The organism is Providencia vermicola (assembly GCF_010748935.1).
Classification (GTDB): domain Bacteria; phylum Pseudomonadota; class Gammaproteobacteria; order Enterobacterales; family Enterobacteriaceae; genus Providencia; species Providencia zhejiangensis.
The window spans coordinates 2,924,858-2,940,612 of the sequence record NZ_CP048796.1 but is presented as its reverse complement, the minus strand read 5'-3'; the positions used below and the strand labels follow the sequence as shown (position 1 = coordinate 2,940,612).

General features: G+C 37.7%; 13 protein-coding genes and 3 tRNA genes. 8 read left to right on the top strand and 8 right to left on the bottom strand.

Going from position 1 to position 15,755, the window contains the following annotated elements; all coding sequences use genetic code 11:
* Nucleotides 1–110: 110 nt before the first annotated feature.
* Nucleotides 111–1,157, top strand: a complete 1,047-nt coding sequence (locus G3341_RS13310; RefSeq protein ID WP_154623002.1) for a rhodanese-related sulfurtransferase — start codon at nt 111–113, stop codon at nt 1,155–1,157.
* 31 nt (nt 1,158–1,188) lie between these two features.
* Here the strand turns inward: G3341_RS13310 and G3341_RS13305 are convergent, their stop codons facing one another.
* The 5 genes from G3341_RS13305 to G3341_RS13285 all read right to left on the bottom strand — a co-directional run bounded on the left by G3341_RS13305 (nt 1,189) and on the right by G3341_RS13285 (nt 4,130).
* Nucleotides 1,189–1,782, bottom strand: a complete 594-nt coding sequence (locus G3341_RS13305; protein ID WP_163862390.1) for a LuxR C-terminal-related transcriptional regulator — start codon at nt 1,780–1,782, stop codon at nt 1,189–1,191.
* Between the two features lie 248 nt (nt 1,783–2,030).
* Nucleotides 2,031–2,285 carry a biofilm formation regulator BssS gene (gene bssS, locus G3341_RS13300; RefSeq protein WP_154635662.1) on the bottom strand — a complete coding sequence of 85 codons (255 nt, stop codon included), beginning with the start codon at nt 2,283–2,285 and terminating at the stop codon, nt 2,031–2,033.
* 212 nt (nt 2,286–2,497) lie between these two features.
* A complete protein-coding gene (pyrC, locus tag G3341_RS13295) occupies nt 2,498–3,547 on the bottom strand; it encodes a dihydroorotase (RefSeq protein ID WP_163862387.1) in 1,050 nt (349 codons plus the stop codon).
* A gap of 185 nt (nt 3,548–3,732) precedes the next feature.
* A tRNA-Asn gene (locus tag G3341_RS13290) sits at nt 3,733–3,808 on the bottom strand.
* A 246-nt stretch (nt 3,809–4,054) separates the two neighbouring features.
* Nucleotides 4,055–4,130 (bottom strand) — tRNA-Asn (locus G3341_RS13285).
* Between the two features lie 220 nt (nt 4,131–4,350).
* Here G3341_RS13285 and G3341_RS13280 point away from each other — a divergent pair.
* Nucleotides 4,351–6,066, top strand: a complete 1,716-nt coding sequence (locus tag G3341_RS13280) for an arylsulfatase (protein ID WP_163862383.1) — start codon at nt 4,351–4,353, stop codon at nt 6,064–6,066.
* Nucleotides 6,067–6,078: 12 nt separating this feature from the next.
* Nucleotides 6,079–7,254 (top strand): anaerobic sulfatase maturase, encoded by a 1,176-nt coding sequence (locus G3341_RS13275; protein ID WP_154624498.1) that lies wholly within the window; start codon nt 6,079–6,081, stop codon nt 7,252–7,254.
* A gap of 49 nt (nt 7,255–7,303) precedes the next feature.
* Here the strand turns inward: G3341_RS13275 and G3341_RS13270 are convergent.
* A tRNA-Asn gene (locus tag G3341_RS13270) sits at nt 7,304–7,379 on the bottom strand.
* A gap of 122 nt (nt 7,380–7,501) precedes the next feature.
* Nucleotides 7,502–8,020: a YlaC family protein gene (locus G3341_RS13265; RefSeq protein ID WP_154624497.1), complete on the bottom strand. Its 519-nt coding sequence runs from the start codon at nt 8,018–8,020 to the stop codon at nt 7,502–7,504.
* Nucleotides 8,021–8,491: 471 nt separating this feature from the next.
* On the opposite strand from G3341_RS13265, the gene cspE reads away from it, so the two are divergent.
* The 4 genes from cspE to mgtA all read left to right on the top strand — a co-directional run bounded on the left by cspE (nt 8,492) and on the right by mgtA (nt 12,952).
* A complete protein-coding gene (gene cspE / locus G3341_RS13260) occupies nt 8,492–8,704 on the top strand; it encodes a transcription antiterminator/RNA stability regulator CspE (protein WP_008911725.1) in 213 nt (70 codons plus the stop codon).
* Nucleotides 8,705–8,810: 106 nt separating this feature from the next.
* Nucleotides 8,811–9,002: a protein DsrB gene (gene dsrB, locus G3341_RS13255; RefSeq protein ID WP_195848191.1), complete on the top strand. Its 192-nt coding sequence runs from the start codon at nt 8,811–8,813 to the stop codon at nt 9,000–9,002.
* 395 nt (nt 9,003–9,397) lie between these two features.
* Entirely contained in the window at nt 9,398–10,096 is a 699-nt protein-coding gene (locus G3341_RS13250) for an MgtC family protein (RefSeq protein WP_154621814.1), read from the top strand.
* Nucleotides 10,097–10,249: 153 nt separating this feature from the next.
* Nucleotides 10,250–12,952, top strand: a complete 2,703-nt coding sequence (mgtA, locus tag G3341_RS13245) for a magnesium-translocating P-type ATPase (RefSeq protein ID WP_163862380.1) — start codon at nt 10,250–10,252, stop codon at nt 12,950–12,952.
* A gap of 477 nt (nt 12,953–13,429) precedes the next feature.
* Here mgtA and G3341_RS13240 read toward each other — a convergent pair whose 3' ends face one another.
* A complete protein-coding gene (locus G3341_RS13240) occupies nt 13,430–13,741 on the bottom strand; it encodes a DUF5339 domain-containing protein (RefSeq protein ID WP_154621816.1) in 312 nt (103 codons plus the stop codon).
* A 1,195-nt stretch (nt 13,742–14,936) separates the two neighbouring features.
* Between G3341_RS13240 and fliZ the strand changes: the two genes are divergently transcribed.
* On the top strand, nt 14,937–15,449 hold the full coding sequence (gene fliZ, locus G3341_RS13235; protein WP_154624120.1) for a flagella biosynthesis regulatory protein FliZ: 513 nt from the start codon (nt 14,937–14,939) through the stop codon (nt 15,447–15,449).
* Nucleotides 15,450–15,755: the final 306 nt, after the last annotated feature.

The window sequence follows — 15,755 nt, the reverse complement described above, 5'->3', positions numbered from 1 at the left end:
AACAAAATAACAGCGATAATATTGGCGAATGATCTCGTGTGGACACTTCGTGGACACCATCTGATTTTAAGCTTTAACGATGAGTTAGTTACAAAGGAAAAGAGAACACCATGCCAGTGTTACACAATCAAGTTTCGAATAAAATTCTTAAAGAACGTATGTTGGCTGAGACTGAGCCGCGAACAACGATTTCTTTTTATAAATATTTCAATATCCAAGATCCGGTCGAGTTTAGAAATGATTGGTATGTGAAATTCAAAGCACTTAATGTGTTTGGGCGAGTGTATATTGCTAAAGAAGGTATCAATGCGCAAATCAGCATACCTTCATCAAAGGTTGACGCACTACGCGAACTTATTTATCAGACTAGCCCTGAATTAGATGGCTTACGCCTTAACATTGCTATCGACGATGACGGAAAATCTTTCTGGGTACTTCGCATGAAAGTTCGTGATCGTGTGGTTGCTGATGGTATTACAGATGATTCGTTTGACGCTTCAAAGACGGGACAGTATCTCAAAGCGGAACAAGTGAATGAGATGATTGATGATCCAAACACTGTTTTTGTGGATATGCGCAACCATTATGAATATGAAGTAGGCCATTTCGAAAATGCACTGGAAGTGCCATCTGATACTTTCAGAGAGCAACTACCAATGGCTGTTGACATGTTGCAACAACAAAAAGATAAAAACATTGTCATGTACTGTACTGGTGGGATCCGTTGTGAAAAAGCTAGCGCATACATGCTGCATAATGGCTTTAAAAACGTCTACCATGTTGAAGGTGGTATTATTGAGTATGCGCGTAAAGCGAGAGAACAGGGTTTACCTTTGCGTTTCAAAGGGAAAAACTTTGTGTTCGATAACCGCATGGGAGAGCGTATCACTGATGAAGTATTAGCGCATTGTCACCAATGTGGTGAACCTTGTGACTCACATACTAATTGCCGGAATGATGGATGCCATTTATTATTTATCCAATGCCCATCTTGTGCTGAGAAATATGAAGGCTGCTGTAGCGCTGCATGTACTGAAGAAATGAAATTACCTGAAGAGCAGCAACGTGCCCGCCGAGCAGGCCGTGAAGTTAGCAATAAAATATTTAATAAATCACGTCATCGTTTAGAAGATGGCTTATTAAATAGTGATAATTAATTTTTAAAAAAGCCCTATGTAGGGCTTTTTTTTAATAGAGATATTTAAAAATATTATAAATAAAGAAAAGCTCTATACGATTTTTAACATACACTTTTGTGACGATATGCCTCTTTTGTGAATAAACCGTACTATTACTGATCCCCAATTTCTTAGAAATAAGGTGATTAGGTGTTTCATTCATCCAACTATTAATAATGCACTGTTCTTTTAATGTAAATATTGATGAGTTTGATTTATTTGTTAGTTTTATTGTTTCCTTGATATGTTCTGAATCATTAATCACTTTATCTAAAGTAGGAATAATGATTTTTTTAGACATAATAAAATAGTTGTCCTTTAATAATAATGGCTTGTCTGATATTGGGTAGGTGGCATTGATATAAATATAAAACCTTGTTTCATTCGATGATGTTAAAAGTTTTTTTAGTGATAAGCAATAATTAGAGTGATGGCAATAGTAAGTTAAATTCACAAGGACTATTGTCGGCTTGGTGTCATTAATACAACTAATCGCTTCATCAATACACCCCACACTGATAAATTCTAATTTTTTATTAGATGATAAATATTCAGTAATGCCAATTCGAGTATAATAACACTCATCAATCACTAGTATTCTCATAAGGAACATCCTTGTTCGAAAAGAATATTACAATAAATTGTAAGGGATATTAAAGTCAATAAACTAATGATAAAAAATAATTAATTTTGTTTGTTTTTGATAATAAATCGAAAATAACAATTATCAATTTTATGCTATTAATATTAACTATATTAAATATAAAGATTGAATCTATTTAAATTAAGAATAAGAAGGCATTGAATGTGCTAATGGATATTGGGGATAAACCCGAATATCCATTACTTTCTCTAGTGCGTTTTAAAATCTGGTTCTACATAATCACCAGATTCTATTTTATCGATACCGGCTTGTAGAATATTAATCAGCTGCCTTGCTACATCGGTTGTTAACCACATTGTCTTGTCAACAACAGCACTTTCACTATTTTCACTTTTTTCTGGCAAATAATGCAAACGCAGCATCATTGCATCATAGGCATCAACGGTACTGATGTCCCAACCAACAACAGGGTGGGTTTGAATCACATCATTTTTTCTATTCATAGACACCTCCTAATCATACTACGTGATAAATACATATCGATAACTGACTAAGGGCGAGATACTCATAACGAGTATCACTTAGTATAAAAGGATTTTGTCATTTGAAAAGAGGAAAGTCGTTTTTTTTGCATCTAAATGACAGATTATGCAAAAAAGTCACAGAAAAGGGATTAATAGACTAACGGGAAGTGATTAGCTTCCCGTCAAAATGATTAGCTAACAACGCGTACAGACCAAGATACATCTTCATCAGCGAGAAATGGGATCAATTTATCATGACCGCAATCAATCGATGAGGCAGTGATATTTTTTTCTTTTGTTAATTGGATAAAGCCCTCATTAACAGGAAGATTATAGAACTTAGGCCCATTTAATGAGCAAAAGGCTTCAAAATGTGCCAGTGCACCGAGTTCTTCAAATACCGTTGCATAAGCTGCGAGTGCGGTCGGTGCATTAAATACGCCCGCGCAACCACAAGATGACTCTTTACGATGTTGTACGTGAGGCGCCGTATCGGTCCCTAAGAAAAAGCGCTTATTACCAGATGCAACGGCTGCACGTAGTGCTTCTTGATGCACATTACGCTTTAAAATAGGTAAGCAATATAGGTGAGGGCGTACACCACCCACTAACATGTGATTACGGTTAAACATTAAATGTTGCGGTGTTAATGTAGCAGCTAAATAATTGTCTGCCTCTTGTACATATTGAGCAGCTTCTTTTGTCGTGATGTGCTCAAACACAATTTTTAATTTAGGAAACCTTTTTCTGAGTGGTTCCATGACTTGCTCGATAAAACGCGCCTCGCGGTCAAAAATATCGATATCACTTGAAGTGACTTCACCATGGATCAATAGTGGCATGCCAACTTGCTCCATTGCAGCAAGTGCTGAATAGATATTTTTGATATCAGAAACACCATGACTTGAATTGGTTGTCGCATTAGCAGGGTATAACTTACACGCTGTAAATACCCCTTCTTGGAAACCACGAATGAGTTCATCGGCATTCGTCGTATCGGTTAAATAACAAGTCATTAATGGCGTAAATTGATGACCCACAGGAACCGCTTGCATAATGCGTTCACGATAGGCTTTAGCCATTTCAATGGTCGTAACTGGGGGGACAAGGTTTGGCATGACAATGGCACGACCGAAAAACTGACTAGTATAGGGCACTACAGTTTTCAGCATATCACCATCGCGAAAATGAACATGCCAATCATCTGGGCGGCGGATCGTTAAAGTTGTTGCAGTTGTCATGAAACCGGCTCCATAAAGGGGGAAATAGAGTAATGAGCAAGATGCTCAAGCCGGAGCAGAATAATAAAACGAAAACGATAAAATAGCTACGCTAATTGACAATTATCTTGAAATATAAGCGTTTTCAATTTGGATTTATCATAAAGGAAAAAACAGGGAGTGTACTAAAGGTAGGTGAATTAAGTTGGCTCCTCCAGCTGGACTCGAACCAGCGACATACGGATTAACAGTCCGCCGTTCTACCGACTGAACTATGGAGGAACTCCTTAAAGCGAGAGGAATAGTAGCGTTACTGGATCGAAATGTCAAAGAAGAAACGGTAAGAAAAGTTTGATTGCTTGTTCTGTGATCGAATTGCTGTAAGTTTCATCGAATAGGGCATGGTAACGTGCTTTCGAGGGGGAAAGACGTGATGAATAAACGACGATAGTAGTGAAAAATAGTGATAGGAAAAGCGAGGTTATCTTCAAATAGCAAAAGCCCGCTATAAAGCGGGCTTTTTAAATTTGGCTCCTCCAGCTGGACTTGAACCAGCGACATACGGATTAACAGTCCGCCGTTCTACCGACTGAACTATGGAGGAATTGCGATGTTCCTGAGAACGAGGCGAATATTACCCATCCTATTGATGCTTGTAAAGCATAAATATGAAAAAAATTGCCAAGTGATTGCTAAATAAACAATATGGCGGTTATGTCAGCAAAAATAGGACCAATAGGTATCGTACCTAAGAACGATAGTCATTGATGAAAACTATATTTAACGTTAAAGCTACAAAAAATTAACAATGAGAGTTAGCTTGAATGAAAAAAACACTGTTAGCTGTCGCTTTAACCTCTGTGATTTCTAGTACAACATTTGCTGCACCTATTGATAAGCCTAATGTTCTGATCATCATTGTCGATGACATGGGATATTCTGACATTAGCCCATTTGGAGGGGAAATCCCTACGCCAAATTTACAAGAAATGGCTAATCAAGGTGTTAGGATGAGTCAATATTATACCTCTCCAATGTCTGCGCCTGCGCGCTCGATGCTGTTGACGGGGGCAACCAACCAACAAGCAGGAATGGGGGGAATGTGGTGGTATGAAAATACGGTAGGGCAACCCGGCTATGAGCTGCGTTTAACCGACCGTGTGGTCACTATGGCGGAGCGTTTCCAAGATGCCGGCTATAACACCATGATGTCAGGTAAATGGCATTTAGGTTATACCAAAGGAGCAAGGCCAACGGACAGAGGTTTTAATCAAGCATTTGCATTTATGGGAGGCGGAACCAGTCATTTTGATGATGCGATGCCACTTGGAACAGTTGAACGTTTTCATACTTACTATACGTTAAATGGCGAAAAGACATCATTGCCGAGTGATTTTTATTCAAGTAAAAATTATGCGCAACAACTTGAACAATGGATAAAAGAAACGCCGCAAGACCAACCTATATTTGCTTACCTCGCTTTTACTGCCCCGCATGACCCCATTCAAGCGCCTGACGATTGGATCAGTAAATTTGATGGAAAATACGATGAAGGATTTGGCAAAGTTTATCGCCAACGTATAAATAGACTCAAAGAATTGGGTATTATCAATGATAAAACCCCCATGCCCAATTTGGATTTAGATAAAGAATGGCAGCAGTTAACGCCTGAAGAAAAGCGTTATGCTGCGAAAACAATGCAAGTATATGCTGCAATGATTGCCTATATGGATGATCAAATTGGCGGTGTCATAAATACATTAAAGGCCACTGGTAGAGAGAAAAATACCATTATTATTTTTGCTACGGATAATGGTGCTAATCCAGCTTCTGGTTTTTATTATGAATCGGATCCGCAATATTGGGAACAATTTGATAATAGTTATGAAAACCTTGGTCGTAAGAATTCATTTGTATCTGTTGGGCCTCACTGGGCAAATGTGAGCAATGCTCCTTATGCAAATTTCCATAAAACAACCAGCGCGCAAGGTGGAATTAATACTGACCTGATTATTACGGGCCCTGGTATTGGCAAAAAAGGCAGTATTGACCATACCCCGATGGCTGTTTATGACATCGCTCCAACGTTATATGAATTTGCAGGTATTGATGCAAATAAACAAATTAAAAATATCCATCCATTACCGATGTTAGGCACAAGCTTTAAATCCCATTTCCTAGGTGAAAGCACGGTTAATCCTCGACATTTATTTGGTGTGGAATTACATAATCAAGCTGCATTAATTGACGGGGATTGGAAATTAAGACGTTTAGTGAAAGGTTCGTCAAAAGCGGAAATGGCGCCTTGGCAGCTCTTTAATTTAAAAGAGGATCCACTAGAAACACATGATTTAGCGTCGAAATACCCTGAAATTGTAAAAAAATTAGAGGCGCAGTATCAACAATTTGCTGAGACGGGCATGATTATCGAGGCTAAAGGCGAAGCGATAGATTATATCGGCGTCGATGAATCAACGGGGCATTACATTGGTATCGATCCTAAAACGAACCAACGTATCGAGTCGAAAAAGGGGCAGTAATAGGAGAATAAAATGAAAATTGCGTTTTATGATCCACCTGTCGTTGATAAAAAATCGGTCAGATCGGCGATTCCTTTTCATATTTTATTAAAGCCCGTTGGTTCGGGCTGTAATTTAAAATGTGACTATTGCTATTATCCACAAAATAATGAGCAAAAAGCGGCACCGATGATAAAGGATATGCTGGAGCCTTTTATTAAAAATTACATTGCATCCCAGCCCATCTATACCAAAGAAATTAATTTTGTCTGGCAAGGTGGGGAACCTCTACTCGCAGGATTAGATTTTTATAAACGAGCGATGTCCTTACAACAAAAATATGTGCCTCAAGGTGTCCGCATTATTAATACATTGCAAACAAATGCAACGTTATTAACGCCGGCATGGTGCCGTTTCTTTAAACAGCATGATTTTATCATTGGCGTTAGTCTTGATGGTCCAGAACATATTCATAACCGCTATCGCCATGACAGACGAGGTAATAACGGTAGCTATCTGGCTGTGCTACAAGGCATTAAATTACTGCAACAGTTTGCTATTGAATTTAATATATTAACCGTTGTTCATGATGGGGTTGCTCATTTAGGCAAAGAAATTTATCTCCATCTGGTTGAGCTTGGCGCTCATTATATTCAATTTCAGCCCTTGATGTTAGAAGGGGATGCGATTAACCAAGGGTTTACCTTAAGTGCAAACAACTGGGGGCAGTTTTTAAGTTCAGTGTATCGACAGTGGCAGGCGTCGGCGCATATTGGCAAAGTCTTTGTAATGAATATCGAACAAGTATACAGCCAATATTTTACCCATGTAAGCACAAGCTGTGTTCATTCGGAGCGCTGCGGCACGAATATGATGATGGAAACAAAAGGTGAAATTTATGCTTGTGACCATCAGGCAAATAAAAGCCATTATCTTGGCAAATTTAATGGACAGCAGGGATTCAGTGAATTTGTCACTTCTGCTATTTCGCTCCCTTTTGGACAAAATAAAAGCCGCCGTAAAGAATGCCAGCAATGTGCGGTGAAAATGGTGTGTCAAGGTGGTTGTCCCGCGCATGTAAACCTATTAGGTCGCAATCAATTATGTGAGGGATATTTTGCTTTTTTTAGCTTGGTGTTAGAGCCGATAAGGCAATACCAGCGAAATGCGCAAGGTGTGCAGCGTTGGCGTAATGCTATGTTGAAATAAAACGAACATTAATAGCAAAAAGCCCGCTATAAAGCGGGCTTTTCAAATTTGGCTCCTCCAGCTGGACTTGAACCAGCGACATACGGATTAACAGTCCGCCGTTCTACCGACTGAACTATGGAGGAATTGCAGTGTTCCTGAGAACGAGGCGAATATTAACGATATCGCCTCAGGCTGTCAACGATAAAAACACAAAAATAATTCGTTTGGTTACGGACTGTGCATTATGGTTGATTTTTACTCTAGCTTATTGATATTGCGCTTTATTCTGAGTCATTAATGGTGTTTCTACTCGTGTAGGAACTTCCGGATAGGCAATATGATAAATATCATAAAATGAAACCATCCCTTTAAGTTCGACCAAACGTGTAATTTCTTGTTTGATTGCACTACTAACATCATTCGAATCAAGGATTTTTTGAATCGAGGTATCAGAAACTTTCTCGGTTACAAACCATTCACCGTTATAGCAAACGCGTAAGTCAAGGACACCGATATCTTCAAAACGATATACAGGTTTAATATCAAATAGCAGAACAGCCGCTAAAATGATAAATAATGCGGTAAAACCAAGCATCCAGTACAACCCAAAATAAGGGGCATAGAGGACTAAAATCGCTAATGGAATATAAGCGGCAACCATACCGATACATAAATAGGGATGGTTAGCGATAAATTGACTGTTGAAGTACGGCTTACCATCACGCTTTTCGCTTTTATTGATAGTGTCCAAATCTTCGATAAGTATTTTTTTAATGATATCCATGGTGTGATAGCTCTCTGTAAGACATCTATGCAATGAAGAGTATCATGCGTAAGTCGAATTGTTATATATCAGTTACGAAAAAAATTGAGTGTAATTGTCACGGCATAAGAATTATCTTATTGATAGCGTTTGGATTGACTCAATAATTCTTTCAATCTATCAACAAAATGCGAAAAAATTGTTAATTTAATAGCGTGAAAAGTGACGTAGCCTAAAAAACAGCGTTTTTTTCAGGGGAATCTCTATAAAATAGTTGCTATTATCCTTAACTCATGAGTTAATGGTCATCGGCCTGTTTAGCAGTCCTATTTGATGTATGATTACTGAGTTAGTGTGTTCTAAAGAAGAAAGTTATCCCAGATAGCCTTTGACCGTGACGCTTCATCTTGGTTTTTTCCTGATTAAATAGCTGACTCTGGCCCATATATGCCGAAAAGGCAAGTTTTTTTGATGTTATATAGGAAAAGTCAAATGTCCGACAAAATGAAAGGTCAAGTTAAGTGGTTCAACGAGTCTAAAGGCTTCGGTTTCATCACTCCTGCTGATGGTAGCAAAGACGTTTTCGTTCACTTCTCTGCCATTCAGGGCGCTGGTTTCAAAACTCTGGCAGAAGGCCAGCAAGTTGAATTCACCATTGAAAATGGTGCGAAAGGCCCAGCAGCTGCTAACGTAACTGCAATCTAAGCTTAATTGCTTAACTGATTTTCTAAAGCCCGTCATTTTTAATGACGGGCTTTTTCATTCCCGCTACACTAGGTTTCAGTACACTTTTACTGGAGACCGCCATCTGATGAAAATTAATGATCGTGTTTATGTCAAAACTGACGGCCAAGAACGACGTGAAGGCAAAATATTACTCATTGAAACTTTTAATGAAGGCATAATGTATTTAGTTTCTCTACCTGAATACCCAGGTGGTATCTGGTTTTTTAATGAAAAAGAAGGGGGAGATGGGATATTTGTCAGTCCCATAGAAAGCTAATTATTATGAAATATTATTTTAAAGCTTTACTTCATAAATAACGCAATCTATACTTCTTGCAAATTTCGTTAGGAGATAATTACTTGGACAGTCAGAGTTGTAATAAAAATTTAATTTTATTGGCAAGTAATTAATTATTCCTTCTATTAACTGCTTGCCGCGATGGTGGGCAGTATCAAGCGTTGACTCTCTCGATACTCCTTAATTAAATAACTATTGTTTATCAATAGGTTGTAATTTTTGTGGGTAAAGGTCATGAATCTCTATTTCTATTCATTATTTCCTCCAGGTAATAGCCTATAACGTTGAATAATTATTTTATTATTCATACTTAAGGCTAGGTGAAATATATTTTACCTATTTTTATTATCCAATTTATTTTTGGAGGGACCATCATGTTATTTACTCCCGATATTTTAAATTTAGTTTTCGCAATGTGCTTAGGTGCTTTAATTGGTGCGGAACGTCAATGGCGTCAGCGCATGGCGGGTTTACGCACAAATGCGTTAGTCGCAACAGGGGCTGCCGTATTTATTTTGAGTTCGGTCACCACCTCACCTGATAGTCCAGGAAGAATCGCAGCACAAGTTGTATCTGGAATAGGTTTTCTGGGAGCCGGGGTTATCATGCGTGAAGGGATGAATATTCGTGGTTTGAATACGGCGGCCACACTTTGGTGCTCTGCTGGTATTGGGGTGTTATGTGGCCTCGGGCAGTACTCTTTAGCGACGATGGCTACGATGCTTATCCTTTGTGCCAATATTCTACTGCGTGAAGCGGCACAAAGAATTAATAAACAACCACAAACCCAAGCGCTTGATGTTGAACAACGTTATAAAATTCGTGTGATGTGTCATCAAGACGATGAAATCTTAGTTAGAACATTAATTTTACAAGCAATAAATGGATTACATATCCGGCTGCAATCATTAAGCAGTGCCGATACGCTTAGACCGGAACAGTTAGAAGTTATTGCTGAATTTTTAGCAACACCGGCGGAGCAAAAAGAAATTGAAGCATTGGTTTGCCGGATCAGTATTGAACAGAGTGTCAGTGCAATTAACTGGAAAGTGGCATCAGAGCTACCAGCCTAATGCTGAATAATTATTAACTAAAGGAGCCGAAATGGACGATCACCCTCCGTCATGGAGTAAAAAATGGGAGCTATCTAACTATGAATAAATAATTTATTTTCAGTTAGATAGCGTTCAATTAGCACGGTAAATACCGTATTAGAGATAAACGTTATGACTGAAATCAGGCATCCGCGCAAAAGTGCCAAGACCACTGCGCGCCAAAAATATATTGTTGGCGAACAAGCCAATAAAACAATGGAACAAGTGCTTAATGAATATCAAACTAATTTATTAGGTTTGACAGATAATGAGGCACTCGATCGATTAGTAGAACAGGGCGAAAATGAAGTTGCCCATGAGAAAGCCCCTCCAGCGTGGAAGCAGCTCCTCTCCTCATTTAAAAATCCTTTCATTTTTGTCTTAATGACATTGGCAATAGTGAGTTTTTTCACTGACTATTTCATCCCTGAACGCCAAGGTGAAGAAACTGATTTAACAGGCGTTATTATTATTGTCACCATGGTGTTATTAAGCGGATTATTAAGGTTTTGGCAGGAATATCGAACCAATAAGGCTGCTGAAGCGTTGAAATCCCTTGTTCGTACCACCGCAACGGTGTTCCGTCGAGACAATAAAACAGGGCGTTCAGTACGCAAGGAAGTTCCCATCAAGTGTTTGGTTCCAGGAGATATTGTCTTGTTATCTGCTGGGGATATGGTTCCAGCAGATCTAAAACTGGTTGAGTCTCGCGATCTATTTATTAGTCAGGCGATATTAACTGGGGAGTCGATACCAGTAGAAAAATATGACACGCTGGGGGATGTCAGTGCGAAAAGCATTGATCCCATCTCACTAACCGAAAATGAATTGTTGGAAATCTCTAATATTTGTTTGATGGGAACCAATGTGACCAGTGGAACAGCGAGAGGGATCGTTGTAGCAACGGGCGCAAAAACCTATCTTGGCTCACTGGCCAAATCGATTGTTGGTAGTCGTGCGCAAACGGCGTTTGATCGTGGAGTCAACAGCGTTAGTTGGTTACTCATTCGCTTTATGTTGGTTATGGTGCCTATTGTTTTACTCATTAATGGTTTTACAAAAGGTGATTGGTTTGAGGCAACGTTATTCTCTCTGGCTGTTGCGGTTGGCTTAACGCCTGAAATGCTACCTATGATTGTCAGTTCAAATCTAGCCAAGGGCGCAATTGCCATGTCTAAACATAAGGTGATTGTAAAAAGGCTCAATGCGATTCAAAATTTTGGGGCAATGGATGTACTTTGTACTGATAAAACAGGCACATTAACGCAGGATAGGATTATTTTAGAGCATTATTTAGGAAGTAACGGCGAAAAAGATAATCAAGTTTTGCAACTGGCATGGTTGAATAGTTTTAACCAAAGCGGTGCTAAGAATATGATGGACCAAGCGATCATTCGGCGCGGCAGAGGAAAAAATGCAATAGAGCAATTGCGTGCTTATCAAAAAATTGATGAACTTCCCTTTGATTTTATTCGTCGTAAGCTCTCTGTATCGGTGAGGACCCCAGCAGGAGAGGCACTATTAATATGTAAGGGTGCAGCAGAAGAGATGCTTGCTGTATGTACGAGTTATCAACACAATGGTCAATCTCAGCAACTTGACTCCCAAGCGAAACAACAGATTACCGAATTAGTCAGTGATTATAATCGACAAGGTTTTCGCGTGTTGCTATTGGCCACTCGCTCACTAAATAGTGATGAAGCCAGTTTGCCACTTTCTGCCGTTGCGGAACAACAGTTAGAATTGCGTGGTATTTTAACGTTTCTTGATCCGGCGAAAGAAAGCGCAATTTCAGCGATTGCAGCTTTACGTGAAAATGGTGTGACCGTAAAAGTATTAACGGGTGACAACGCCATTATTACGGAAAAGATCTGTCACGATGTAGGTTTAAATGTGAGTGAGATTATGACTGGCCTTGAAGTTGAGGCTATGTCAGATACAGAATTAAAACAGAAAGTTGAGCAAGTCTCGGTATTTTGTAAGCTAACACCATTACAAAAGTCCAGAATTTTAAAAATATTGCAAGCCAATGGTCATACCGTGGGTTTCTTAGGTGATGGAATCAATGATGCACCGGCATTACGTGATGCAGATGTGGGGATTTCCGTTGATACAGGAACTGATATTGCAAAAGAATCTGCTGATATTATTTTGTTAGAAAAAGATTTAATGGTATTGGAACAAGGTGTGATTAAAGGACGAGAAACCTTTGGCAATATCATTAAATACCTAAATATGACGGCAAGTTCTAACTTTGGTAACGTATTTTCTGTTTTGATCGCTAGCGCCTTTATTCCATTCTTACCGATGTTAGCGATTCATCTATTAGTACAAAACTTGTTATATGATATTTCTCAACTGGCTTTGCCTTGGGATAAAATGGATAAAGAGTTTTTAAAACGTCCACGCAAATGGGATGCAAAAAACATAGGCCGTTTTATGGTATGGATAGGTCCTACATCATCCATTTTTGATATTACTACCTTTGCTTTGATGTGGTACGTTTTCCAAGCTAATAGTGTTGCTCATGAAGCATTATTCCAATCAGGTTGGTTTGTTGAAGGGCTATTATCACAAACCTTAGTTGTTCATATGTTACGTACGCAAAAAATACCGTTTATTCAAAGCACTGCGGCGTTACCCGTCTTATTAACCACAGGGTTGATAATGGCGCTTGGTCTTTATATTCCGTTCTCCCCATTCGGTGAATGGATCGGATTACAACCATTACCAATAGAATATTTCCCTTGGCTGGTGTTAACGTTAGTCAGTTATTGTGTTGTTGCACAGCTAATGAAGCAGTTTTACATAAAACGTTTTGGTACTTGGTTGTAGATAATTAAAACGTGGTAGTAAGGCTATTTTAATCGCCTTACTACTCAGCTAAATACAGAGATTAAAGCGTCATTTGCTTGTTTTGAAAGATAATAACAACAGGGTAGTCTTCATTCAATTTACTGCCTTGAACAGCTTTAATAATAACAGTGTATTTGTGACATATTTTTATACTGGGACATTTTTACTGAATACAGGATGATTATTAAAAATAATATGAGAAACATCTCTTCGATAGGGGGGTAGAATAGGCTTTGAGAAACTATTTTCTGGGTACTCAACAGTTCAGCATGATGACGCTATTTTTTATCATTATTGAATGGCCGATTTTCAGGAAATTATAATAAGCCATTTTTATTGTTATAATTGAGTATGAAGGGAGACAGGACGAGACAATATTTGAAGGCTTGCGATTGTACTCTCATTATAAAAATATGGAGCCATATATCTATAGCCCCATGGTATAGAGAAATCTTATTACTGTAGGCCTAAAGCAGATTTCATTTGTTTCATTGCATCAATACCTTGTTGGCAAGCTTTATCTTGCTGATCTTTAGGTAGTGCTGCAACTTGTTTTTTACCTTCTTCTAATTGGCCTTTCATAGCATCTAATTGAGCTTTTGCTTCTGGATTTTCAGACGCTTTTGCAATCAGAGAATCAATCTCAGCAAAGTAGGTATTACAAGTTTCTGTTGCACCCGCAACTTCTGATTTTTTCTCTTCATCAGAACAAGCTGTGATCGTTAATGCCATTAAACCCATACCGCAAGCTAGAATTAACTTTTTCATAATCAACCTTAAATTATTTATTTTTGAAGTAGCAGAGGGAGTATATAAAAGTTTTTCTCGATATCAAACGTAACAAATCCTAAAAAATAACTCGAAAAATACCTTATAAGTTAGCTTAAAACTGATATCTAAAATCTATGAGCCAAGATATTTGGCATTTTAATCTAAAAGATGAGTGTGATGTATTGAAAATATATTACAAGATGCCGTAATAACATAGGCCATTGACAAGATAATGTTGTCTGTTGTTATCACAAGCGGGGCATTTGCAGTAATGGGAATATTTTAATATAAGTCGACTGTTTTTTATTCAATTTGCTTAAAGCGTGGTATCACCATGAATCAAGAAAGTTATCCACAGACTGAGCGTGAATTTACCCACAGAAAATGTGGATGGTATCAATTTATAGGTGTCGTATATTAGCGATGTGGTATGAGTGATATCAGTGTAACGATCTTAATAAGTGAATGGGTAAATTTACTTAAAAAAAATAAATTAATATCTCAGATGGCTGTTTGGGGTGAAATTATAATCTATAAATTAGATATATCTTTTGGTTATGAGCTATAACTTTTTTGCATATGTTAAAAAAATAAATTCATATGCTTAATAAGCACATAAATGTAAAATTAAATTTACAACTTTTCTTTTATATCAGCTTATGAGCTATTTAAAAAATTAATATCTACGCAGAGAATAGTTAAATTTTGGTTATGTTAGGTGAGTTACTTCACATTTTTACTATTTTAACGCCAATTTAACTATCAAACTGATTTATAAATTAAATTTTTATTGAATGCTCGGTTGATTATCGGGTAAAGTCATCACTTTAACTGTTGGTATAGTTAGCGACTTATAATGCTTTATTGTGATTTTATTCTGTGCAAAGGCAATAAATGACTGGTTTAATAGGTTGACGCTAAATCAAATTCGTACCAAACTCTAGTCTTCGCAGAAATTCGCCAAAGAGTGATAGACGCGATAGAATGCATTTCACAGAGGGAAAATAGCTCATACCGTGTATTTTTAGTATGAACTAGTCTCTTAAGAGAAAGCAAAAGAGCTTGATACAGATAAATCTGTATTATTATGCAACATAGCGGATAAATAATAATGCTATGGGCATGCTAAGTATGTAGCGTGGATACCACGTTACAATTTTAATTTTAGACTTACACACAGGGCTTTATCATCATGTCTGCTTCTATTGTTAAGAAACGGCCGCTGAGTCGTTATATCAAAGACTTTAAACACAGCCAAACTCATTGTGCACATTGTCATAAAACACTGGATCGTATCTCTCTAGTCTTTAATGATAGCATCTTGAATAAAGAAGCTATTGCGGAGATGACCGAGCTAGTTGATGAAAATACATGGGTTGAATTACAAGATAAATTTACCGCACTTTGTCGTTTTTGCAGTGAAATTTATTGCAATAGTAATACTGATTTCTTTGACATCATGTCATTTAAACAGTATTTATTCTTACAGACTGAAATGAGCCACAGCACAGTTCGCGAATATGTTGTTCGTTTGCGCCGTCTTGATGAACTTCTCTCATCGTCTAATTTTTCAATGAAAGAGTTTACAGCGAGCAAAATTCAAGAGCAATTAAGCGATAAAATGACTGAATCTGCTTTTAGCAACTACAATATTGCGCTACGTAAATATGAGCAATACTTGTATTGGGAATCAGAGAAAAATTAATCCATAGCAAAGAACCTAGTTAACAACTTGTTCAGTGCAATACGGTTATAGTACGTCAGGTGTCCATTATGGGCACCTTTTTGTTTCTAATGAATATAGTGATTTTTTTCGTCATTAATCGAGGTTAATTAGAACCGTCTATTGTGATGGTCATATTAAGAATAAGTACTAACCACAATAGATAATTATTTAGATTCAATCTTAGCTCAATATTATTAATTACCAATATTGAATATCTGGTTATTAAAAGAACAATACAGATTGGGTTGAAATAATAAAGGGCATGACGGGAAGATAGGAAGCAAA